The organism is Mycobacterium mantenii (genome assembly GCF_010731775.1).
Lineage (GTDB): Bacteria > Actinomycetota > Actinomycetes > Mycobacteriales > Mycobacteriaceae > Mycobacterium > Mycobacterium mantenii.
In genome coordinates, this window is sequence record NZ_AP022590.1 from 2,063,536 (window position 1) to 2,079,650 (window position 16,115).

Genomic DNA, 16,115 nt, shown 5'->3' on the forward strand with positions numbered 1-16,115 from the left:
GCTTAGTCTGCCGGGGTGACGCTTAATCCGCTCGAGGAATTGACGCTGGAGCAACTGCGACTGCGCACCAGCATGAAATGGCGCGCGCATTCCTCCGATGTCCTGCCGCTGTGGGTCGCGGAGATGGATGTCAACCTGGCCCCGACGGTGGCCGACGCGCTGCGGACGGCCATCGACCGCGGCGACACCGGATATCCCTGCGGAACGGCGCTGGCGGAAGCGGTCAGCGATTTCGCGGCGCGGCATTGGCAGTGGCATGACCTGGACGTGAGCCGCACCGCGCTCGTTCCCGACGTCATGCTCGGCATCGTCGAGGTGTTGCGCCTGCTCACCGATCGCGGTGACGCCGTCATCGCCAACCCGCCGGTCTACGCGCCGTTCTACGCATTCGTGGCGCACGACGGCCGCCGCGTCATCGAGGCGCCGCTGGCCGACGGGCGAATTGACCTCGACACCTTGGAAGATGCGTTCGCGCGGGCCGGGGCGGGGGCGGCCAAAGACGCGAAGGTCGTCTATCTGCTGTGCAATCCGCACAACCCGACCGGATCGGTGCATACCGCCGACGAACTCCGCGGGGTCGCCGAACTCGCCCGGCGGTTCGGTGTCCGGGTGGTCTCCGACGAGATTCACGCACCCGTCATTTTGCCGGGATCACGATTCACCCCCTTCCTCACGGTCCCGGGGGCCGAGAACGCGTTCGCCCTGACCTCGGCGTCGAAGGCCTGGAATCTTTCCGGCTTGAAAGCCGCGCTGGCCATCGCCGGCCCCGAGGCGACGGCCGACCTGAACCGGATGCCGGAGGAGGTCAGTCATGGACCCAGTCACCTCGGCGTCATCGCCCATGCCGAGGCGTTTCGCTCCGGCAGCGACTGGCTTGACGCGACCCTGCAGGGCCTGGACCAGAACCGGACATTGCTGGGCGATTTGGTCGCCGAGCACCTTCCCGCGGTGAAATATCAATGGCCGCAAGGCACTTACCTCGCCTGGCTGGATTGCCGGGAACTCGATTTCGACGAGCACGTGACCGATGGTCTCGCGGCGGTTGCCGACCTGTCCGGACCCGCCCGCTGGTTCCTCGATCACGCGCGGGTGGCGCTCAGTTCCGGCCACGTATTCGGAACCGGCGGAGCCGGACATGTGCGATTGAACTTCGCCACCTCGCGAGCCATTCTCACCGAGGCGGTATCGCGCATGGGCCGCGCGCTGGCCGACGCTCGGTAGTCGACCGGCGTCCGGCCACAAGGGTTTTCGGCTACGCGGAGATTTCCTCGGCACCCCGGCCCAGGTTGCGGAACCCCTGGGCGGGCTCCTTCATGCCGAGCGCGAACGGCAGGCTGTCGAACTCGAACTTCGTCGTCGCGCCGAGCCGGCGGAAAAAACTGCGCCGTGGCGTCGCGACCGGAACCTGTAACGCACCAAGGTCGATGTAGTGCGTTGACGTCTCACCAATTCCGTCGAAGACGTGGACCATCGGCAAGCACAGCTCGCGCATCGGCTCATCGAGGCATTCCGCGACCGGATCGGTCATCAACACGTATTCGGCAACCGGCACCATGTTTTTCAGCATTCGGTGCACGAGAATGACGTCGACGCCGGCCAGCTCGACGTGGCGCTTCACCTTCTGGTCCGCCACCTCGCCAACGTGCACGACGAACTTGAGTGACAGCTTCTCGAGCTGTTCGCAACTCGAACACTCGCAGGCGATGTCGTTTTTCATCCGCTCGCGCCGCTCCAGGAACGACGCGCGCATCCGTGACAGGCGGTCGCACACCACCACTTTGGCGTGCCCGTCCGGCGCCCAGAAAAACGCGGCGTCACCCTCGAGTTTGGCCAGTTTCAAACCCTTGGCCGCGTTGATGACCGACTCCAACAAGCCCGCAACTGTCAGCTGGGCATGGGCAAGGTGCGTCCGGTTCCACTGCATGTAATTCGTGTAGCCGCCGATGTCGGCTATGAGGAGAACCGCGCGCCGAATTGCCATGAACTAGCGAGTTTAGTAGGCAGCAAGGTTCAGCTCAATGAATCTGCTACTAGACGAATTCGCGTCGGCGCGAGAGGCTAACAGGGGTGCCGGTTCACCGGAGGAGCTGATATGCGTGTGCTGCGAACCCCGGACTCCCGATTCGAAAACCTGGAGGACTACCCGTTCGTTGCGCACTACCTTGACGTAACCGCGAGCGACACCCGGCCGCTTCGCATGCATTACCTCGACGAGGGCACTATCGAAGGGCCGCCAATCGTTCTGCTGCACGGCGAGCCCACGTGGAGCTACCTCTATCGCACGATGATTCCGCCTTTGACCGATGCCGGGAACCGCGTGCTCGCGCCCGATCTGATCGGCTTCGGCCGTTCAGACAAGCCCAGCCAGGTCGAGGATTACACCTACCAGCGCCACGTGGAGTGGGTGACCTCGTGGTTCGAGCACCTCAACCTCAGGGACGTCACGCTGTTCGTGCAGGACTGGGGATCGCTAATCGGGCTGCGCATCGCCGCCGAGCAGTCCGACCGCGTCGGGCGGCTGGTGGTGGCCAACGGTTTCCTCCCGACGGCGCAACGGCGCACCCCGCCGGCCTTCTACGCCTGGCGCGCCTTCGCCCGCTACTCCCCCGTCCTGCCGGCCGGCCGCCTCGTCAGCGCCGGAACCGTTCGCCGGGTGCCGTCGAAAGTCCGGGCCGGCTACGACGCGCCCTTCCCCGACAAGACCTATCAGGCCGGCGCCCGCGCCTTTCCTCAGCTGGTACCCACCTCACCCACCGACCCGGCGATTCCGGCCAACAGGAAGGCGTGGGATGCCCTCGGCCGCTGGGAAAAGCCGTTCCTCGCCATCTTCGGAGCCCGCGATCCCATCCTCGGGCAGGCCGACAGAGCCCTGATCAAGCACATTCCCGGCGCCGCGGGCCAGCCGCACGCCCGCATCAACGCCAGCCACTTCATCCAAGAGGACCGTGGGCCCGAACTGGCCGAACGCATCCAGTCGTGGCAGCAGGCCTGGCTCTGAGCGAACGTCAGCGGCTGTTGACAACCGTCCGTCGCGGCGGAGCCAATTGACAACGCTCGACTCGTTGTATGGTTGGCCCGTTGGGCGCTGAACGGGGTGAGGTCGTTTCTCATGGGCAGGAAAGGGTGGGGCGGAGCGCCGCCGGTCGACGACCAGGAGGCGCGCAAGCGCATCGTGGACGCGGCCATCCGGAGCATGGAGCGCAGGGGCCTGCAGGGGACAAGCCTTTCCGTCATCGCCGGCGACCTGGGCATCACCCGGCCCACGGTGTATCGCTATTTCGACACCATCGACGAACTCGTGACGGCGGCCGGCGATGTCGCCCTGGGCGGGTGGACGGCCCGCATCGCCGACCTGACGTCGGGCCTCGACGACCCCGTGGATCTGCTCGTCGAGGCGGTGGCCTACCTGGTCGAGCGGCTACCCCAAGAACCCCTGTTGATGACGCTGCTGGAAACCGACCGAACTCGCCTGCTCAGCCAGCAGATGGTGATGGGCGAATCGATCGCACGGTCACGAGTGCTGTTGCAGCACACCGGAATCGATTGGGAGGCTTTGGGTTATCGAGGTGCGGACTTCGACGATCTGGTCGAGTATCTGCTGCGCATCATTCAGTCCATGGTCCTGATCCCGCCGCAGCCCCCGCGCACCGGGACTGAACTGCGGGCGATGCTGCGGCACTGGATCGGGCCGGTGGTGATGACGCCGCCCCACCCGGCGAACCGGAATTGATACCGCCACAGCCATATTCGAGGCCGGCCGCCGGCATGTACCGGCACCGCGAGATTCAGCGCGTAACCGCGAGTACGGCTTCCGCCAGTTCGGGACGGCAGACCACGAGGTCCGGCAGCTTGGGGTCGGGCTGGTTGTACGCCAGAGCGGACCCGTCGATACGAGAGGTGTGCAACCCCGCGGCCCGTGCCAACGCCACCGGCGCGGCGGAGTCCCATTCGAATTGGCCGCCGGCATGCACGTACACATCGGACAAGCCCTGGACGATCGAGGCGACCTTGGCTCCGGCGGAACCCATTTCCACCAGGACGCCGTCCAGCGCGTCCCGCACGTTCAGGGCGACGGCGGGTGGACGGGTACGCGAAACCACGATGCGCGGCTTACCCGGCGCGGCGGGAGGAAAATCGACGTCGGGAGTCGCCAACGTAATGCCCTGCGCCGGTAGCGCCACGGCGCCGGCGACCAACTCACCGGACTGCCAGAGCGCGACGTGCACCGCCCAGTCGTCACGTCCCAGTTCGGAAAATTCCCGCGTGCCATCCAGTGGATCGACGATCCAGACGCGTTCCGAGCGCAATCGCACCGGGTCATCGGCGCCCTCTTCGGACAGCACCGCATCGTCGGGCCGCTCCGCCGCGAGCGCCTCCATCAAAAAGTCGTGGGATCGCTTGTCCCCCGCGGCTTTACGGTCACTTGCTTCCGCAGCGGCGAACTCTTCTCGAACCCCGAGCAATAACCGACCGGCCTCGGTGGCCAACCGTGCGGCCAGATCATGGTCATTCATCGGCAACTCCGCGAAATCCTCAATATGTTGGTAGCGATGACCAACTTTACCCTGTCATGTCCCCTGAGTGGGCACCGCCCCGCCGGAGAAGTTTCGTCCGTAATCTGTTGGTGTGAGCGGCAACGCCAACGTCCCTTTATCGAGGCGGTTGCGGCACACCTCGCGGGGGCGTTTGATCGGGGCTGGGGTCGTGACGGCCGTCGTGCTGATCGGGGCCCTCACCGTGGTGGGCGTGCAGCTGACCCACAGCCACCAGAGCGCGACAGCGCCCGGCACCCAGCCGTCGCCGTCAGCGCCGGAGAGCTTCGCCATCCCGGGCTGCTACAACCCGTCCGTCCTGCCGGTCGAGCGCCCGAAGAAGCTCAACGTGTTGGGTTGCGCCAGCGTAGCCGTTGCGCTGCAGGACATGTCGTGGAGTTCCTGGGGACCGCAGGGCGCGGACGGGACCGGCACGGCGCTGTTCAAGCTCTGTGATCCGAATTGTGCGGCGGGCTCTCAGCTGACCGAACCGGTGGTTGTGCACGCGTGGAATCCGCAGCCGCCGCGGCGCGAAGCCATCTGCCAGGCCGGCTTGAAGATTTTCGCCGACATGATTTTGGCCTTCCCCAAAGGCGTTCCACCGCCGAACGTGCAGAAGATGAACACCCAGTACAACGGCCAGCCGGCCGTGCATTTCGCCAACTACTCAAGCGGCGACACGCGCGGCACCCAATTCATCGGCTACACGTTCTGCAACTAGCCGGTGGTGCCGCGCCTGAGGCGTTGCTCAGACCTCGATGACGACAGCGCCGCCCTGGCCGCCGCCGGCACACATCGCCGCGACGCCGATGCCGCCGCCGCGACGGGCAAGCTCGTAGGCCAACGTGGTCACCATGCGCGCACCGGAGGCCGCGATGGGGTGACCGAGGCTGCAGCCGCTGCCGGAGAAGTTCACCTTCTCCTCGTCGATCCCGTATTCCCGGCACGCCGCGATCGGCACGGATGCGAAGGCCTCGTTGATCTCCCACAGCGCCACGTCGCTGGGGGCCAGCCCGGCCCGCTCCAACACCTTCCCAATGACCTTCACGGCGCCCAGACCACAGTCGCGGGGCGGTACGCCCGCGGCGGCCCACGCCCTGACCGTGCCCATCACGTTGAGCCTGTGAGCCTGGGCGTAGTCGCTGTCGACGAGCGCGACCGCGGCCGCGGCGTCGTTGGTACCGCTGCTGTTGCCCGCCGTGATCGAGAAGCCCTCGATCTCGGGGTGCAGCACCTTGAGGCCGGCGAGCTTCTCGACGGTGGTGTCGCGGCGGGGATGCTCGTCCACAGCGAACTCGGTTACCGAACCGTCAAATTGGGTGATCTTCAGCGGCAAGATCTCGTCGACGAACTTGCCGGCGTCCATGGCCGCGATGGCGCGCTCGTGGGAGCGCGCCGCCCAGGCGTCCATCTCCGCGCGCGTGATGCCGACCGCCTGGGCGGTGTTCCAGCCCACGGTGATCGACATGTCCTTAGCGGGCGCGTCCGGGGTCTCCACGTGCGTAGGCGGCATCCAGCGCTCCTCGAACTTCAGTTCGGGGCCGGGGATCCGCCAGTTGGTCAGCGGCGTCATCGACAGCGACTGCACGCCGCCGGCGATGAGCACGCGCTCCATGCCGGAGCCGATCTGCGCCGCGGCGTTGCCGATGGCCGTGAGACTTCCCGCGCAGTGCCGGTTGACCGACTGTCCGGGAACGTGCTCCAAGCCCGTCGCGGTCGCCGCGTAACGCGCGAGATCTCCACCACCGTAATGTGATTCGGCAAAGATGATGTCATCGATGTCTTGGGGGTCGACGCCCGACCTGCGGACCACCTCGGGGAGAACGGCGGTGATCAGGGTCTCGGGCGGCGTGTTGACCAGCGTGCCCTTGAACGAACGACCGATCGCGGTCCGGACGGCTCCGACAATGACGGGAGTGGCCATGTTCTCAACCTCGTTGTTGTGGGCGGTCAGACGCCGGGAAATCGTATCAAATACTGTATAGACAATAGTAATGGTCTAAGTTCGGTAGGCCGGGCTCGTGTGACGGCGCTAACAGTTAAGCGGTTCGGGTAAATACGGAGGCCAAGCCGTTGAAGACCAAGGGTGCGCTGGTCTGGGAACTGAATGAGCCGTGGTCGATCGATGAGATCGAAATCGGCGATCCCCGGCACGGCGAGGTGACCGTCCAGCTGGAGACGGCCGGGTTGTGTCACTCCGACCACCATTTGATGACGGGCGACTTCCCCATTCCGAGCTATCCGGTCCTCGGCGGTCACGAGGGCGCGGGCGTCATCACCGAGGTCGGGGACGGCGTCGAGCACCTGGCCGTGGGCGACCACGTGGTCATGTCGTTCATCCCGTCGTGCGGGAAATGCACGCCGTGCCAGACGGGCCTGCGCAACCTGTGCGACCTCGGCATGGGCCTGCTGTCGGGTCAATCGGTCTCCGACGGGTCGTTCCGCGTCACCGCGCAGGGCCGCGACGTCATTCCGATGTCGCTGCTGGGCACATTCGCGCCGTATGTGGTGGTGCACCAGACGTCGGTGGTCAAGATCGATCCCACGATCCCGTTCGACGTGGCCTGCCTGGTGGGCTGCGGCGTGACCACCGGCTACGGCTCGGCGGTGCGCAGCGCGGCGGTCTCACCCGGTGAGGATGTCGCGGTCATCGGCATCGGTGGCGTCGGCGTCGCCGCGCTGCAGGGCGCCCGCATCGCCGGAGCCCGGCGCATATTCGCCGTCGATCCCTACGAATGGAAGCGCGAGCAGGCGCTGAAGTTCGGCGCCACAGCGGCTTTCGCGGACGTCGACAGCGCCGCGGCCGGCATCGCCGAGGCGACGCGAGGGTTCATGTGCCACAAGGTGATCGTCACCGTGGGCCACGTCGAGGGGAAAGACGTCGAGTCGTGGATGGGCCTGACGGCCAAGGGCGGAGTCTGTTGCCTGACCGGCATGGCCAGCGTGCTGGCCAGCGATGTCACCCTCAACCTTGCGGGACTCTCGCTGTTGCAGAAAAGCTTGCAGGGCAGCATCTTTGGCGGCGGCAACCCCCAGCACGACATCCCGGCGATTCTGGAACTGTACAAGCTGGGACAGCTCAACCTCGACGACATGGTCACGCGCGAATACACCCTGGAGCAGATCAACGACGGCTATCGCGACATGCTCGAGGGCCGCAACATTCGCGGCATCATCCGGTATACCGACGCGGACCGCGCGTAAGCGCATGGGCACAATGGCTCGATGACGACCAGACCCCTCGCTGTCCGCGATGACGCCACTCAGCAACTCGCCTACCGTGTCGCGGCGATGCTGCTCGGCGTGGGGACGCTGCACTTTGTGGCACCCACACCGTTCGACACGATCGTTCCCGCCGAGTTGCCCGGAAGCGCGCGGTTGTATACCTACGCGTCCGGAGTGGCGGAGGTGGGCGTCGGGGCGGCGCTGCTGCCGCGACGCACCCGGCGATTGGCCGCGCTCGCGGCGGCCGTGTTGTTCATCGGGGTGTTCCCGGCGAACGTCAACATGTGCCGGTTGTGGTGGAACAAGCCCTGGCCGATGCGGATCGCCGCCCTGGCCCGGTTGCCACTGCAGGTTCCGATGATCACCACCGCGCTCAAGATCCACCGCAACAGCTGAGGTTCCGCAGGGTGGCGACACGCCCGCCATGGCCGATCCCTGCCCGCCGTCCCGTGGTTTTCACTTACGCCACAGCCGTCCCGGCCGGCGGGCAGGCATGAGTTGCCCGCCTCTGAGCGACGACGCGTGCGTTGGGCGGCCGGCTCCGGACTTCCTCGGCCGGGTTGTCGCTCGGAGGCGGGCAATTCGTACACCCCCGGTGCGGGGGCTGGTGTTGCGGCTGTGACCGCGGAAATGGCGAAATCAACTGCGGGACAAGTAAAGAAGCCGGGCCCACGATTGGACTCAGCCGTCGCCGTCGCCGTCGCCGCCGACCGAGCGGCCGAGATAGGCCATGAGCCGGGCTGTCGGCGTGCAGTCCTCAGGCGCGGTTCGAGCCGGGCCGAAGCCGCCCGGTCGCCGCAGCATCCCCTCCGGCACCGACTCCACCAGCCCGCGGCACAGACCCAGCAGGTCGGCGGGCAGCTCGATCAGCCGACCCTGTGAGCGATGGATGTCCCAGGCGTGCGTGGCCAGGTCGGACACCGGATAAGTCAGCGCCCGACGCAGCGGAACCTCACCTTCCGGCGATGCCCGCATCCCATCCAGGTCAGCGCTTGGCAGGGCGGCTTCCAGCCGCGTCGCCAGCTCGCGCAGCCGCGCCGCCGGGTCGTCGCATACCCAGTCCGCGGGCTGCGAGGGCCGGTCCCAAATCTCCCCGTCCTCCGCCAGGGTCACGACTTTGGCCGCGCTGCCGGTGACGTGCCCCACTAGCTCGCGCACGCTCCAGCCCTCGAGGTTGGACGGCTGCTCCCAACTGTCCGCCGGAATCCGGTCGACGGCGTCGATGAGCAGATAGAGTGCCTCGGTAGCCATTACGCCGATCTGGGAGGTCGTTTCGTCCATGACGTGTATCTCCTTGTGGGTGAGCAGCTTCGGTCTTCCGCCACCGTCGCCCGCGTACCGTCCAGAAGTCTAGGGCCGCAAGTCCTCGACGAGTCACCCGGTTGAACTCCCCAACCGCGCGCGCTAAGACTTGACGTCGGCTGATTTCACAGGAGGGCCGCTTGGGTAAAACAGACATCGCCGCGTTGCTCGCGGTGGCGGCCGCACTGATGGTCGGTGCCGGAGACGTCGTCCAGCAGCGCTCCGCTCAAGAGGTCACCGACAAACCGGTCGGCACCTTCGCCCTGTTTCGCCGGCTGCTGCGCGACCGGCAATGGTGGACGGGCAGCCTGGTGGCCGGCGCCGGATTCGGGTTCCAGGCCGCGGCCCTGGGCCTGGGCTCGGTGGTGCTGGTGCAGGCGCTGCTGGTGACCTCGTTGCTGTTCGCATTACTCATCAGCGCGAGGGTGAGCCATCGCAGAATCACTTGCCGCCAAGGCATTTGGGCCGTGCTGCTCGCGGCAGCGGTGGCGGTGGTGGTAACGGTCGGCGACCCTCAGCAGGGGGCCCCGCGGGGGTCGGTGCAGACATGGACCATCGTGGCGCTGGTCATGGGTCCGGCGTTGATCCTGTGCGTGATCGGCGCGCGAATGTTCCCGGGCTCGGTCGGCGCATTGTTGCTCGGCCTGATGTCCGGCTCGCTGTGGGGACTGTTCTCGGTATTGACCAAAGGCGTGGTCGACCAGCTCGGCCACGGCATCCCGGCGTTGTTGCGCACACCCGAGTTGTACGTATGGGTGGTGCTGGCGATCGCAGCTACCGCCTGGGAGCAGTCGGCGTTTCGGGCCGGACCGCTCACCGCGTCGCTTCCGGCGGTGACCGTCGCCGAGCCCATCGTCGGATCGGTGCTCGGTGTCACCGTGCTGGGTGAGACGCTGCACACCAACGACGTCGGCCTGGTGGCACTGGGCCTATCGGTTGCCGTGATGGCGGCGGCGGCGGTGGCGCTGGCCCACAGCCAGGCCAGCTACGCCCCTCCTACTGACGAAAAGCGTTCGCGTGCAACGGATAAGGCCTGAGATCAGCTCGGGCGTGAGCCGACCCGGTGCAACGTCCCGTCGGGATCGACGTAGGCGAATTCACGCAAACCGTACGGTGTGTCCTGCGGGGCGATCAAGCGGCCATCGAGGTTGTGCAGCGCCGCCCACTCCGCATAGAGCGCGTCGGCATCGCTGACATAGAGGTACACGCTGGCGGCCGTGCGCAACGGGTCGTGCTCGGCCCATTCGGTGAGGTGGATCGACACCGACCCGCGATCGGCGAATCCGTACCGTTCGGGCCCGTCGTATGTGCGGCCGTCGAAACCAAGCCGGCGGTACCGGCCGAGTGCGAGGTCCAAGTCTCGAACCGGGACTATTGGCGACACCGAGGCGAAGTTGACTGCGGACACGCAGCGAACATAACGCTTAGCTTCGAATTCGCCCGCGCCAGCCGATCACTGCCGTAAGCTCCGCAAACGGCCTCTGAATGGCCGACGCAGCCGAAAGCGCGGAACGCTTCAGGAGTCAACTCGAGCAGAAAGGCCCCTCGCTCATGCGTCAGCTGGCCACCGTGGTCGCCAGGCTGCTGTCGGACGCTCCATGCGCATGAGGAGCCGGCTGAGTGCGGCAGCTGCGGTCGCCGCCGGAATACTGGTCGCCGGGTGCGGCGTTGACAACGCGGGCGGCAGTGCTTCGTCGTCGACCACCGCCACGACCGCGGCGGCGAAGACTCCCCTGGCGCAGGCCGCGCTGCCCGATCTGGTGCTCTCGCCGAACGATATTGACGCCGTGCTGGGCGTCACGGGAACGTCGAGCGACCCGCCGATCACCAAGCTGTTGGAAAATCCCGTCATGCGCGCGGACTACGCATTCCCCACTGAATGCAGGTACACCATGCACGCGGCGTCGGCGTCCGTCTACGCCGGCGGTGGGAGCACCGCGGTCTATGGCTACCACGACCAAGCGCCGGCTCCCGCGGGGGCAGACCAATTGGAAAGCCCCGACGTGTACCAGTTTGTGGTGCTCTTTCCGTCCCCCGAGCAGGCGAACGCGTTCTTCACGACGTCGGCCCAGCGCTGGCCGGCCTGCGCCAACCGCCAGGACACCGTTCCCGCCGCCGACGGCAAACCGGAACTTCAGTGGAAGGTGGGCCAGGTTTCCAACGCCGACGGAGTGCTGAGCGCTCCGGTGACCCTGACCATCATCGGAAACGGCACGAGCGTGACCGTGCCCTGTCAGCGGGCGCTGACCGTTCGCAACAACGTCGTGATCGATGTCGACGCGTGCCGTAGGGACGTCGGGAACCTCGGCGTCAGCATCGCCGACCAGATCGCCGGAAAAGTCGACAAGCAATAGCTTCCGCCGCGACACAGAATTCCCAATAGCCGTCTGCTGTTTACCCGTTGGCGGTGGTACTGCACGGCGCCAGAGGGTATGCCCTGGTGGTCGAGACGGCCACCAGACCCATACCGCCCTTCGGTGAATCCGATTCGTGGCCATACCTGGCGTCGCGGTGCCAGATTTCGGGGTAGGTTGTCCGCGGGTTCGGTCATACCGCCTTGAGGAGGGATACATGGGCACATCGGAAAAGGCGTCCAAGCCGCGCGCCGGGCAGCCAGTCATCCACCTCTCGCAGCTGTTGCGCGCGCCCGTGCTGGCGCGCTCCGGCGAAACGGTGGGTCGGGTCGAGGACGTGATCGTGCGGCTGCGGGGAGCCGAGGAGTATCCGCTGGTGGCCGGGATCGTGGCCGGGGTCGGCGGACGCCGGGTCTTCATCGGCGACAAAACCATTGACGATTACTCCGCGGACCGAGTTCTGTTGACCAAGAACAAGGTTGACCTCCGGGGGTTCGAACGCCGCGAGGGTGAGGTGCTGTTGCGCACCGATGTGTTGGGCCACCGGTTGATCGACGTGGCCACCGTGGAGTTGGTGCGCGCCTACGACGTCGAGCTGGAACAGACCGCCGAAGGCTGGACGGTTACCCGCCTGGACACGCGCCGACCACCACGATTGTTCGGGCTGATCAAGCATTCGGGCGGGCACGCGTCTCGCGATTGGAAGGCGTTCGAGCCCCTGATCGGCCACGCCCGTTCGGACGCGGTGCGGCGTTTGTCCGATCGCTTCGGCGACCTCAAGGCCGCCGAGATCGCCGATCTCCTCGAGGAGGCGGACAAGGCCGAGGGCGGCGAGATCCTCGACCGGGTGCACAGCGACCCGGAACTGGAAGCCGACGTCTTCGAGGAACTGGATCCGGAAAAGGCCAGCCGACTGCTCGATGGCATGCCGGATAAAGAGGTCGCCGCGCTGCTGGGCCGGATGCGCGCCGACGATGCCGCCGACGCGATCGCCGACCTGCGCCAGTCGCGGCGCCGGCGCGTGCTTGAGCTGATGCCCGCACCGCAACGCACCAAGGTCATCACGTTGATGGGGTTCAACCCCGAAAGCGCCGGCGGCCTGATGAATGTCGACTCGGTGACATGTTCGTCCACCGCCACTGCGGGCGAGGCGTTGGCGTTGATCGCCGCGTCGCGCAGCATCCAACCGGAAGCGCTCATCAAGGTGCACGTGCTCGATGACGACAAACGGCTTGACGGCGTCGTTTCCGTCATCACCCTCTTACAGGTCGATCCCGCCGAAACCCTTGCGGCCCTGATGGATTCCGACCCGGTGCGGGTCAACGCCGACGCGGATCTGACCGATATCGCGCTGCTGATGGCCGATTTCAACCTCTACTCCATCCCTGTCGTCGACGAGCAGGATCGCCTACTCGGGGTGGTGACCGTCGACGACGTCCTGGAGGCGACCATTCCCGAAGACTGGCGCCGCCGCGAGCCCGCGCCGCGCCCCATCCGCGAGATCGCCGCCGCCGACAACCGTGACACGCCGACCGGAGGTGGCCCGCAGTGAGCTCCGGCGGCGAGAACAGCACCCAGGCCGACGCGCAGCCGGTCGAGGTTCAGCGCTCGGAGCCGGCGCAGCCACGGCGCACCGCGGTGCTGGACAGCGCGCATCTGGGCGATATCGAGGGCGCCTTCGGGCGGATCAGCGTCTCGGAAACCGAGCACGCCCGGACCTGGCGCACGCGGCTGCTGACCCTGCTCGCGATCGTCGGGCCCGGAATCATCGTGATGGTTGGGGACAATGACGCGGGTGGGGTGGCCACCTACGCCCAGGCCGGTCAGAACTACGGCTACTCACTGCTGTGGGTGTTGCTGCTGCTGATTCCCGTGCTCATCGTCAACCAGGAAATGGTGGTCCGGCTCGGCGCGGTCACCGGGGTCGGGCATGCCCGGCTGATCAATGAACGCTTCGGCCGCGGCTGGGGCTGGTTTTCGGTCGGCGACCTGTTCTTGCTCAACTTCTTGACGATCGTCACCGAGTTCATCGGCATCAGCCTGGCCGCCGAGTACATCGGCATCTCCAAATATGTGGTGGTACCGATCTCGGCGGTGGCGTTGGTGGCGATCATGGCCAGCGGCAGCTTCCGCCGATGGGAGCGCGCGATGTTCGTTTTCATCGCCGTGACGCTGCTGCAGATCCCGATGCTGCTGATGTCACATCCACAGTGGGCACACGCGGCGAAGTCGTTTGTGGTGCCCAGCATTTCGGGTGGGGTCAGTTCGGATGCGGTGCTGCTGATCATCGCCATCGTCGGCACCACCGTCGCGCCGTGGCAGCTGTTTTTCCAGCAGTCCAACGTCGTCGACAAGCGCATCACCCCCCGGTTCATGGGCTACGAGCGCGCGGACACCGTGCTGGGCGCCTTTGTGGTGGTGGTCGGCGCCGCGGCGTTGGTAATGACCGGTGAGTGGGCGGCGCGCTCCACCCACACCGTCGGCGCCTTCACCGACGCAGGCGCCACGGCGCATCTGCTGGGCGAGCACCGCCCGACACTCGGCTGGATCTTTGCCATCGTGTTGATGGACGCCTCGATCATCGGGGCCGCCGCGGTGACCCTGGCCACCAGCTACGCCTTCGGAGACGTGTTCGGGCTGAAGCATTCGCTGCACCGCGGCTTCGCCGACGCCAAGCAGTTCTACCTGTCCTACACCGCGATGGTGATGGTGGCCGCGGCCATCGTGCTGATTCCGGGCGCCCCGCTCGGGTTGATCACCACCGCCGTGCAGGCCCTGGCGGGACTGTTGCTGCCCAGCGCCAGCGTCTTTCTGCTGCTGTTGTGCAACGATCGAGAAGTGTTGGGGCCCTGGGTCAATCGGCCCTGGCTCAACTGGGTCGCCGGGCTGATCGTCGGCACCCTGCTGCTGCTGTCGGGGATCCTGATGGCGACCACGTTGTTCCCCGACCTCAACGTCGTCGCGGTCGCGGGCTACCTGACGCTGGCGCTGGTCATCCTCGCGGCGGCCGCGGCGCCGGTGCTGCGCTGGCTGGCCCGCCGTCAGCCGTCGCGGCCCCAGCAGCACCTTCCGGCCCGCGGCGTCGACCGCAACACCTGGCGCATGCCGCCGCTGGCCCTGCTCGAGCCGGTCACCTGGTCACCCGGGACCCGGCTGGCGATGATCGCGCTGCGTGCCTATCTGGTTGTCGGCGCGTTGCTTCTGGTGGTCAAAGCCATCCAGCTCAGCCGCTGACCGCTCGTATCCGGCGGGCGACCTCGCCGTACCGCTCGAAGCGCTCCTGATCGGCGACGGCGTTGTACATCACCAACCGCGTTGCCTTGCCGACGTATTTCTCGGTCAGCGCGTCGGCCAGCCCGTCCCAGGTCGACTCGGTGGCGAAGACCGCGATGTGGTCGTCGCTGACCTGCGCCGCCATGCCGGCGAAGTCCCCCGCCTTCTGCTTCTCCCGGATCCGGGCGGTGGTGCCGTCGAACCCCGCCTCATCCCAGATGAACGCGTAGTTGGGCGTGCTGCCGTAGAAGGCCATGCTGGCTCGCACGACTTCGCGCTGCTTGTCGCGCTCTTCGTCGTTGTCGCCGACGATGGTCATGACGGGCACGATGATCGCGAGGTCCGACGGTGAACGACCCGCCTTCGCCGCCCCTTCGGCGACCGTCGGTAGCACGTGACGGGCCAGATAGCCCGGTTCGCCGATCGGATGGACGTGAACACCATCGGCTACTTCGCCCGCCATCCGCAGCATCCACGGATTGACCGCTGCGATATCGACTTTAGGGTCCGGAGCGTCGATGGGTCCCGGACTCCACTGGGGGGTGATGAAGTCGAGATCGTAGAAGTCGCCGTGGTGGTCCAGCGTGCCCGAGCGAAACGCCGCGAAACACGCCTTCACGGCGAGCAGGTAGTCGCGCAGGCGTGGCCCCGGCCGCTCGAAGGCCGTGCCGTAGCGACGCACGACGTGGGTACGGACCTGGGTTCCCAGGCCCAGCCGGAACTTCCCCTTGGTGGCTTCCTGAAGTTCCCACGCCGCCGCGGCGGTAACGAAGGGACTGCGCGGAAAGGCTACCGCGACGCCCGTCGACAATTCGAGATCGGGCGCCGCCTGCGACGCCACGGCGGCGTTCAGGTATGCGGTGCGGCCCGTCTCGGTGAACAGCAGGCCGGAGAACCCGGCGGATTGGGTCCGCCGGGCAAGGTCACCGATTTGGCCGAGTGGCTGGGGAGTTGTCATCGCGTCGACATGCATGGTGGGAGCGTACGTCGCGCGCGGGCCCGCAATGCGGGGCCGTTGACCTCTTGCCCGAGAGCGGGCTCAGGGTGTTAGCTCTGTAGTCGTCAGCAACCATCGTCGTTTTCGCTAACAGGAGGCTCCCGAACGTGCTTCGTGGATTGTTAATCGCCGCAGCAATCACAGTGGGAATTGCGGGAACTCCGGCGGCCGTGGCCGCTCCCCCGACGACCACCACGTCGCCGTCGCCGACGAGCGGCGGCAGCGCCTACTACCCCAACTGCAGGGCAGCCTGCGCCGCGGGTGTCGCTCCGATCTATCGTGGGCAACCGGGCTACCGATCCGGCCTCGATCGGGACAACGACGGCATCGCCTGCGAAGTGTGTCACTGAAATGGGTTGGCGCATAACATTTTTCGATGCGCTACCCCGGTTGTGCGCCGTCATGGCCGTGGGGTGCGCGGGGCTGATGGCG

Annotated in this window: 17 protein-coding genes; 11 read left to right on the forward strand and 6 right to left on the reverse strand. The window is 66.7% G+C overall.

The window, feature by feature from the left end:
* The first annotated feature begins 15 nt into the window (after positions 1–15).
* Positions 16–1,221 (forward strand): MalY/PatB family protein, encoded by a 1,206-nt coding sequence (locus tag G6N50_RS09310; RefSeq protein ID WP_083098652.1) that lies wholly within the window; start codon positions 16–18, stop codon positions 1,219–1,221.
* Between the two features lie 31 nt (positions 1,222–1,252).
* On the opposite strand, the gene G6N50_RS09315 is transcribed toward G6N50_RS09310, so the two are convergent.
* Positions 1,253–1,981, reverse strand: coding sequence for a DUF2652 domain-containing protein (locus G6N50_RS09315; protein ID WP_083098654.1), 729 nt, complete (start codon positions 1,979–1,981; stop codon positions 1,253–1,255).
* Between the two features lie 111 nt (positions 1,982–2,092).
* Here G6N50_RS09315 and G6N50_RS09320 point away from each other — a divergent pair, with 111 nt between their 5' ends.
* A complete protein-coding gene (locus G6N50_RS09320) occupies positions 2,093–2,998 on the forward strand; it encodes a haloalkane dehalogenase (RefSeq protein ID WP_083098656.1) in 906 nt (301 codons plus the stop codon).
* A 111-nt stretch (positions 2,999–3,109) separates the two neighbouring features.
* Entirely contained in the window at positions 3,110–3,730 is a 621-nt protein-coding gene (locus G6N50_RS09325; protein WP_083098657.1) for a TetR/AcrR family transcriptional regulator, read from the forward strand.
* Positions 3,731–3,785: 55 nt separating this feature from the next.
* Here G6N50_RS09325 and G6N50_RS09330 read toward each other — a convergent pair whose 3' ends face one another.
* Positions 3,786–4,514, reverse strand: a complete 729-nt coding sequence (locus G6N50_RS09330; RefSeq protein WP_083098659.1) for a 3'(2'),5'-bisphosphate nucleotidase CysQ — start codon at positions 4,512–4,514, stop codon at positions 3,786–3,788.
* A gap of 148 nt (positions 4,515–4,662) precedes the next feature.
* Between G6N50_RS09330 and G6N50_RS09335 the strand changes: the two genes are divergently transcribed.
* Positions 4,663–5,253: a hypothetical protein gene (locus tag G6N50_RS09335; RefSeq protein ID WP_372510001.1), complete on the forward strand. Its 591-nt coding sequence runs from the start codon at positions 4,663–4,665 to the stop codon at positions 5,251–5,253.
* Between the two features lie 27 nt (positions 5,254–5,280).
* On the opposite strand, the gene G6N50_RS09340 is transcribed toward G6N50_RS09335, so the two are convergent.
* Positions 5,281–6,456 (reverse strand): thiolase family protein, encoded by a 1,176-nt coding sequence (locus tag G6N50_RS09340; protein ID WP_083098663.1) that lies wholly within the window; start codon positions 6,454–6,456, stop codon positions 5,281–5,283.
* A 149-nt stretch (positions 6,457–6,605) separates the two neighbouring features.
* Between G6N50_RS09340 and G6N50_RS09345 the strand changes: the two genes are divergently transcribed.
* Both G6N50_RS09345 and G6N50_RS09350 read left to right on the forward strand, forming a co-directional pair.
* On the forward strand, positions 6,606–7,736 hold the full coding sequence (locus tag G6N50_RS09345; RefSeq protein ID WP_083098665.1) for an NDMA-dependent alcohol dehydrogenase: 1,131 nt from the start codon (positions 6,606–6,608) through the stop codon (positions 7,734–7,736).
* A gap of 21 nt (positions 7,737–7,757) precedes the next feature.
* Positions 7,758–8,153 carry a DoxX family protein gene (locus G6N50_RS09350; RefSeq protein WP_083098666.1) on the forward strand — a complete coding sequence of 132 codons (396 nt, stop codon included), beginning with the start codon at positions 7,758–7,760 and terminating at the stop codon, positions 8,151–8,153.
* 285 nt (positions 8,154–8,438) lie between these two features.
* Here the strand turns inward: G6N50_RS09350 and G6N50_RS09355 are convergent, their stop codons facing one another.
* Positions 8,439–9,038 (reverse strand): TIGR03086 family metal-binding protein, encoded by a 600-nt coding sequence (locus tag G6N50_RS09355; protein WP_083098668.1) that lies wholly within the window; start codon positions 9,036–9,038, stop codon positions 8,439–8,441.
* Positions 9,039–9,199: 161 nt separating this feature from the next.
* Between G6N50_RS09355 and G6N50_RS09360 the strand changes: the two genes are divergently transcribed.
* Positions 9,200–10,096 (forward strand): DMT family transporter, encoded by an 897-nt coding sequence (locus G6N50_RS09360; RefSeq protein WP_083098670.1) that lies wholly within the window; start codon positions 9,200–9,202, stop codon positions 10,094–10,096.
* A gap of 2 nt (positions 10,097–10,098) precedes the next feature.
* Here the strand turns inward: G6N50_RS09360 and G6N50_RS09365 are convergent, their stop codons facing one another.
* The gene (locus tag G6N50_RS09365) at positions 10,099–10,467 is read right to left on the reverse strand and encodes a bleomycin resistance protein (protein ID WP_083098672.1); all 369 of its coding nucleotides are present in this window, start codon (positions 10,465–10,467) and stop codon (positions 10,099–10,101) included.
* 196 nt (positions 10,468–10,663) lie between these two features.
* On the opposite strand from G6N50_RS09365, the gene G6N50_RS09370 reads away from it, so the two are divergent.
* The 3 genes from G6N50_RS09370 to G6N50_RS09380 all read left to right on the forward strand — a co-directional run bounded on the left by G6N50_RS09370 (position 10,664) and on the right by G6N50_RS09380 (position 14,647).
* Positions 10,664–11,413 (forward strand): sensor domain-containing protein, encoded by a 750-nt coding sequence (locus tag G6N50_RS09370; RefSeq protein ID WP_083098673.1) that lies wholly within the window; start codon positions 10,664–10,666, stop codon positions 11,411–11,413.
* Positions 11,414–11,630: 217 nt separating this feature from the next.
* Positions 11,631–12,965 carry a magnesium transporter MgtE N-terminal domain-containing protein gene (locus G6N50_RS09375; RefSeq protein WP_083098675.1) on the forward strand — a complete coding sequence of 445 codons (1,335 nt, stop codon included), beginning with the start codon at positions 11,631–11,633 and terminating at the stop codon, positions 12,963–12,965.
* Positions 12,962–14,647, forward strand: coding sequence for an Nramp family divalent metal transporter (locus G6N50_RS09380; RefSeq protein ID WP_083098676.1), 1,686 nt, complete (start codon positions 12,962–12,964; stop codon positions 14,645–14,647). Before G6N50_RS09375 ends, G6N50_RS09380 begins: the two co-directional genes overlap by 4 nt.
* Here G6N50_RS09380 and G6N50_RS09385 read toward each other — a convergent pair.
* The gene (locus G6N50_RS09385; protein ID WP_083098678.1) at positions 14,637–15,659 is read right to left on the reverse strand and encodes a TIGR03617 family F420-dependent LLM class oxidoreductase; all 1,023 of its coding nucleotides are present in this window, start codon (positions 15,657–15,659) and stop codon (positions 14,637–14,639) included. The two genes, G6N50_RS09380 and G6N50_RS09385, sit on opposite strands and share 11 nt — an antisense overlap.
* 194 nt (positions 15,660–15,853) lie before the next feature.
* Between G6N50_RS09385 and G6N50_RS29060 the strand changes: the two genes are divergently transcribed.
* On the forward strand, positions 15,854–16,033 hold the full coding sequence (locus tag G6N50_RS29060; RefSeq protein WP_142275727.1) for an excalibur calcium-binding domain-containing protein: 180 nt from the start codon (positions 15,854–15,856) through the stop codon (positions 16,031–16,033).
* Positions 16,034–16,115 lie beyond the last annotated feature (82 nt).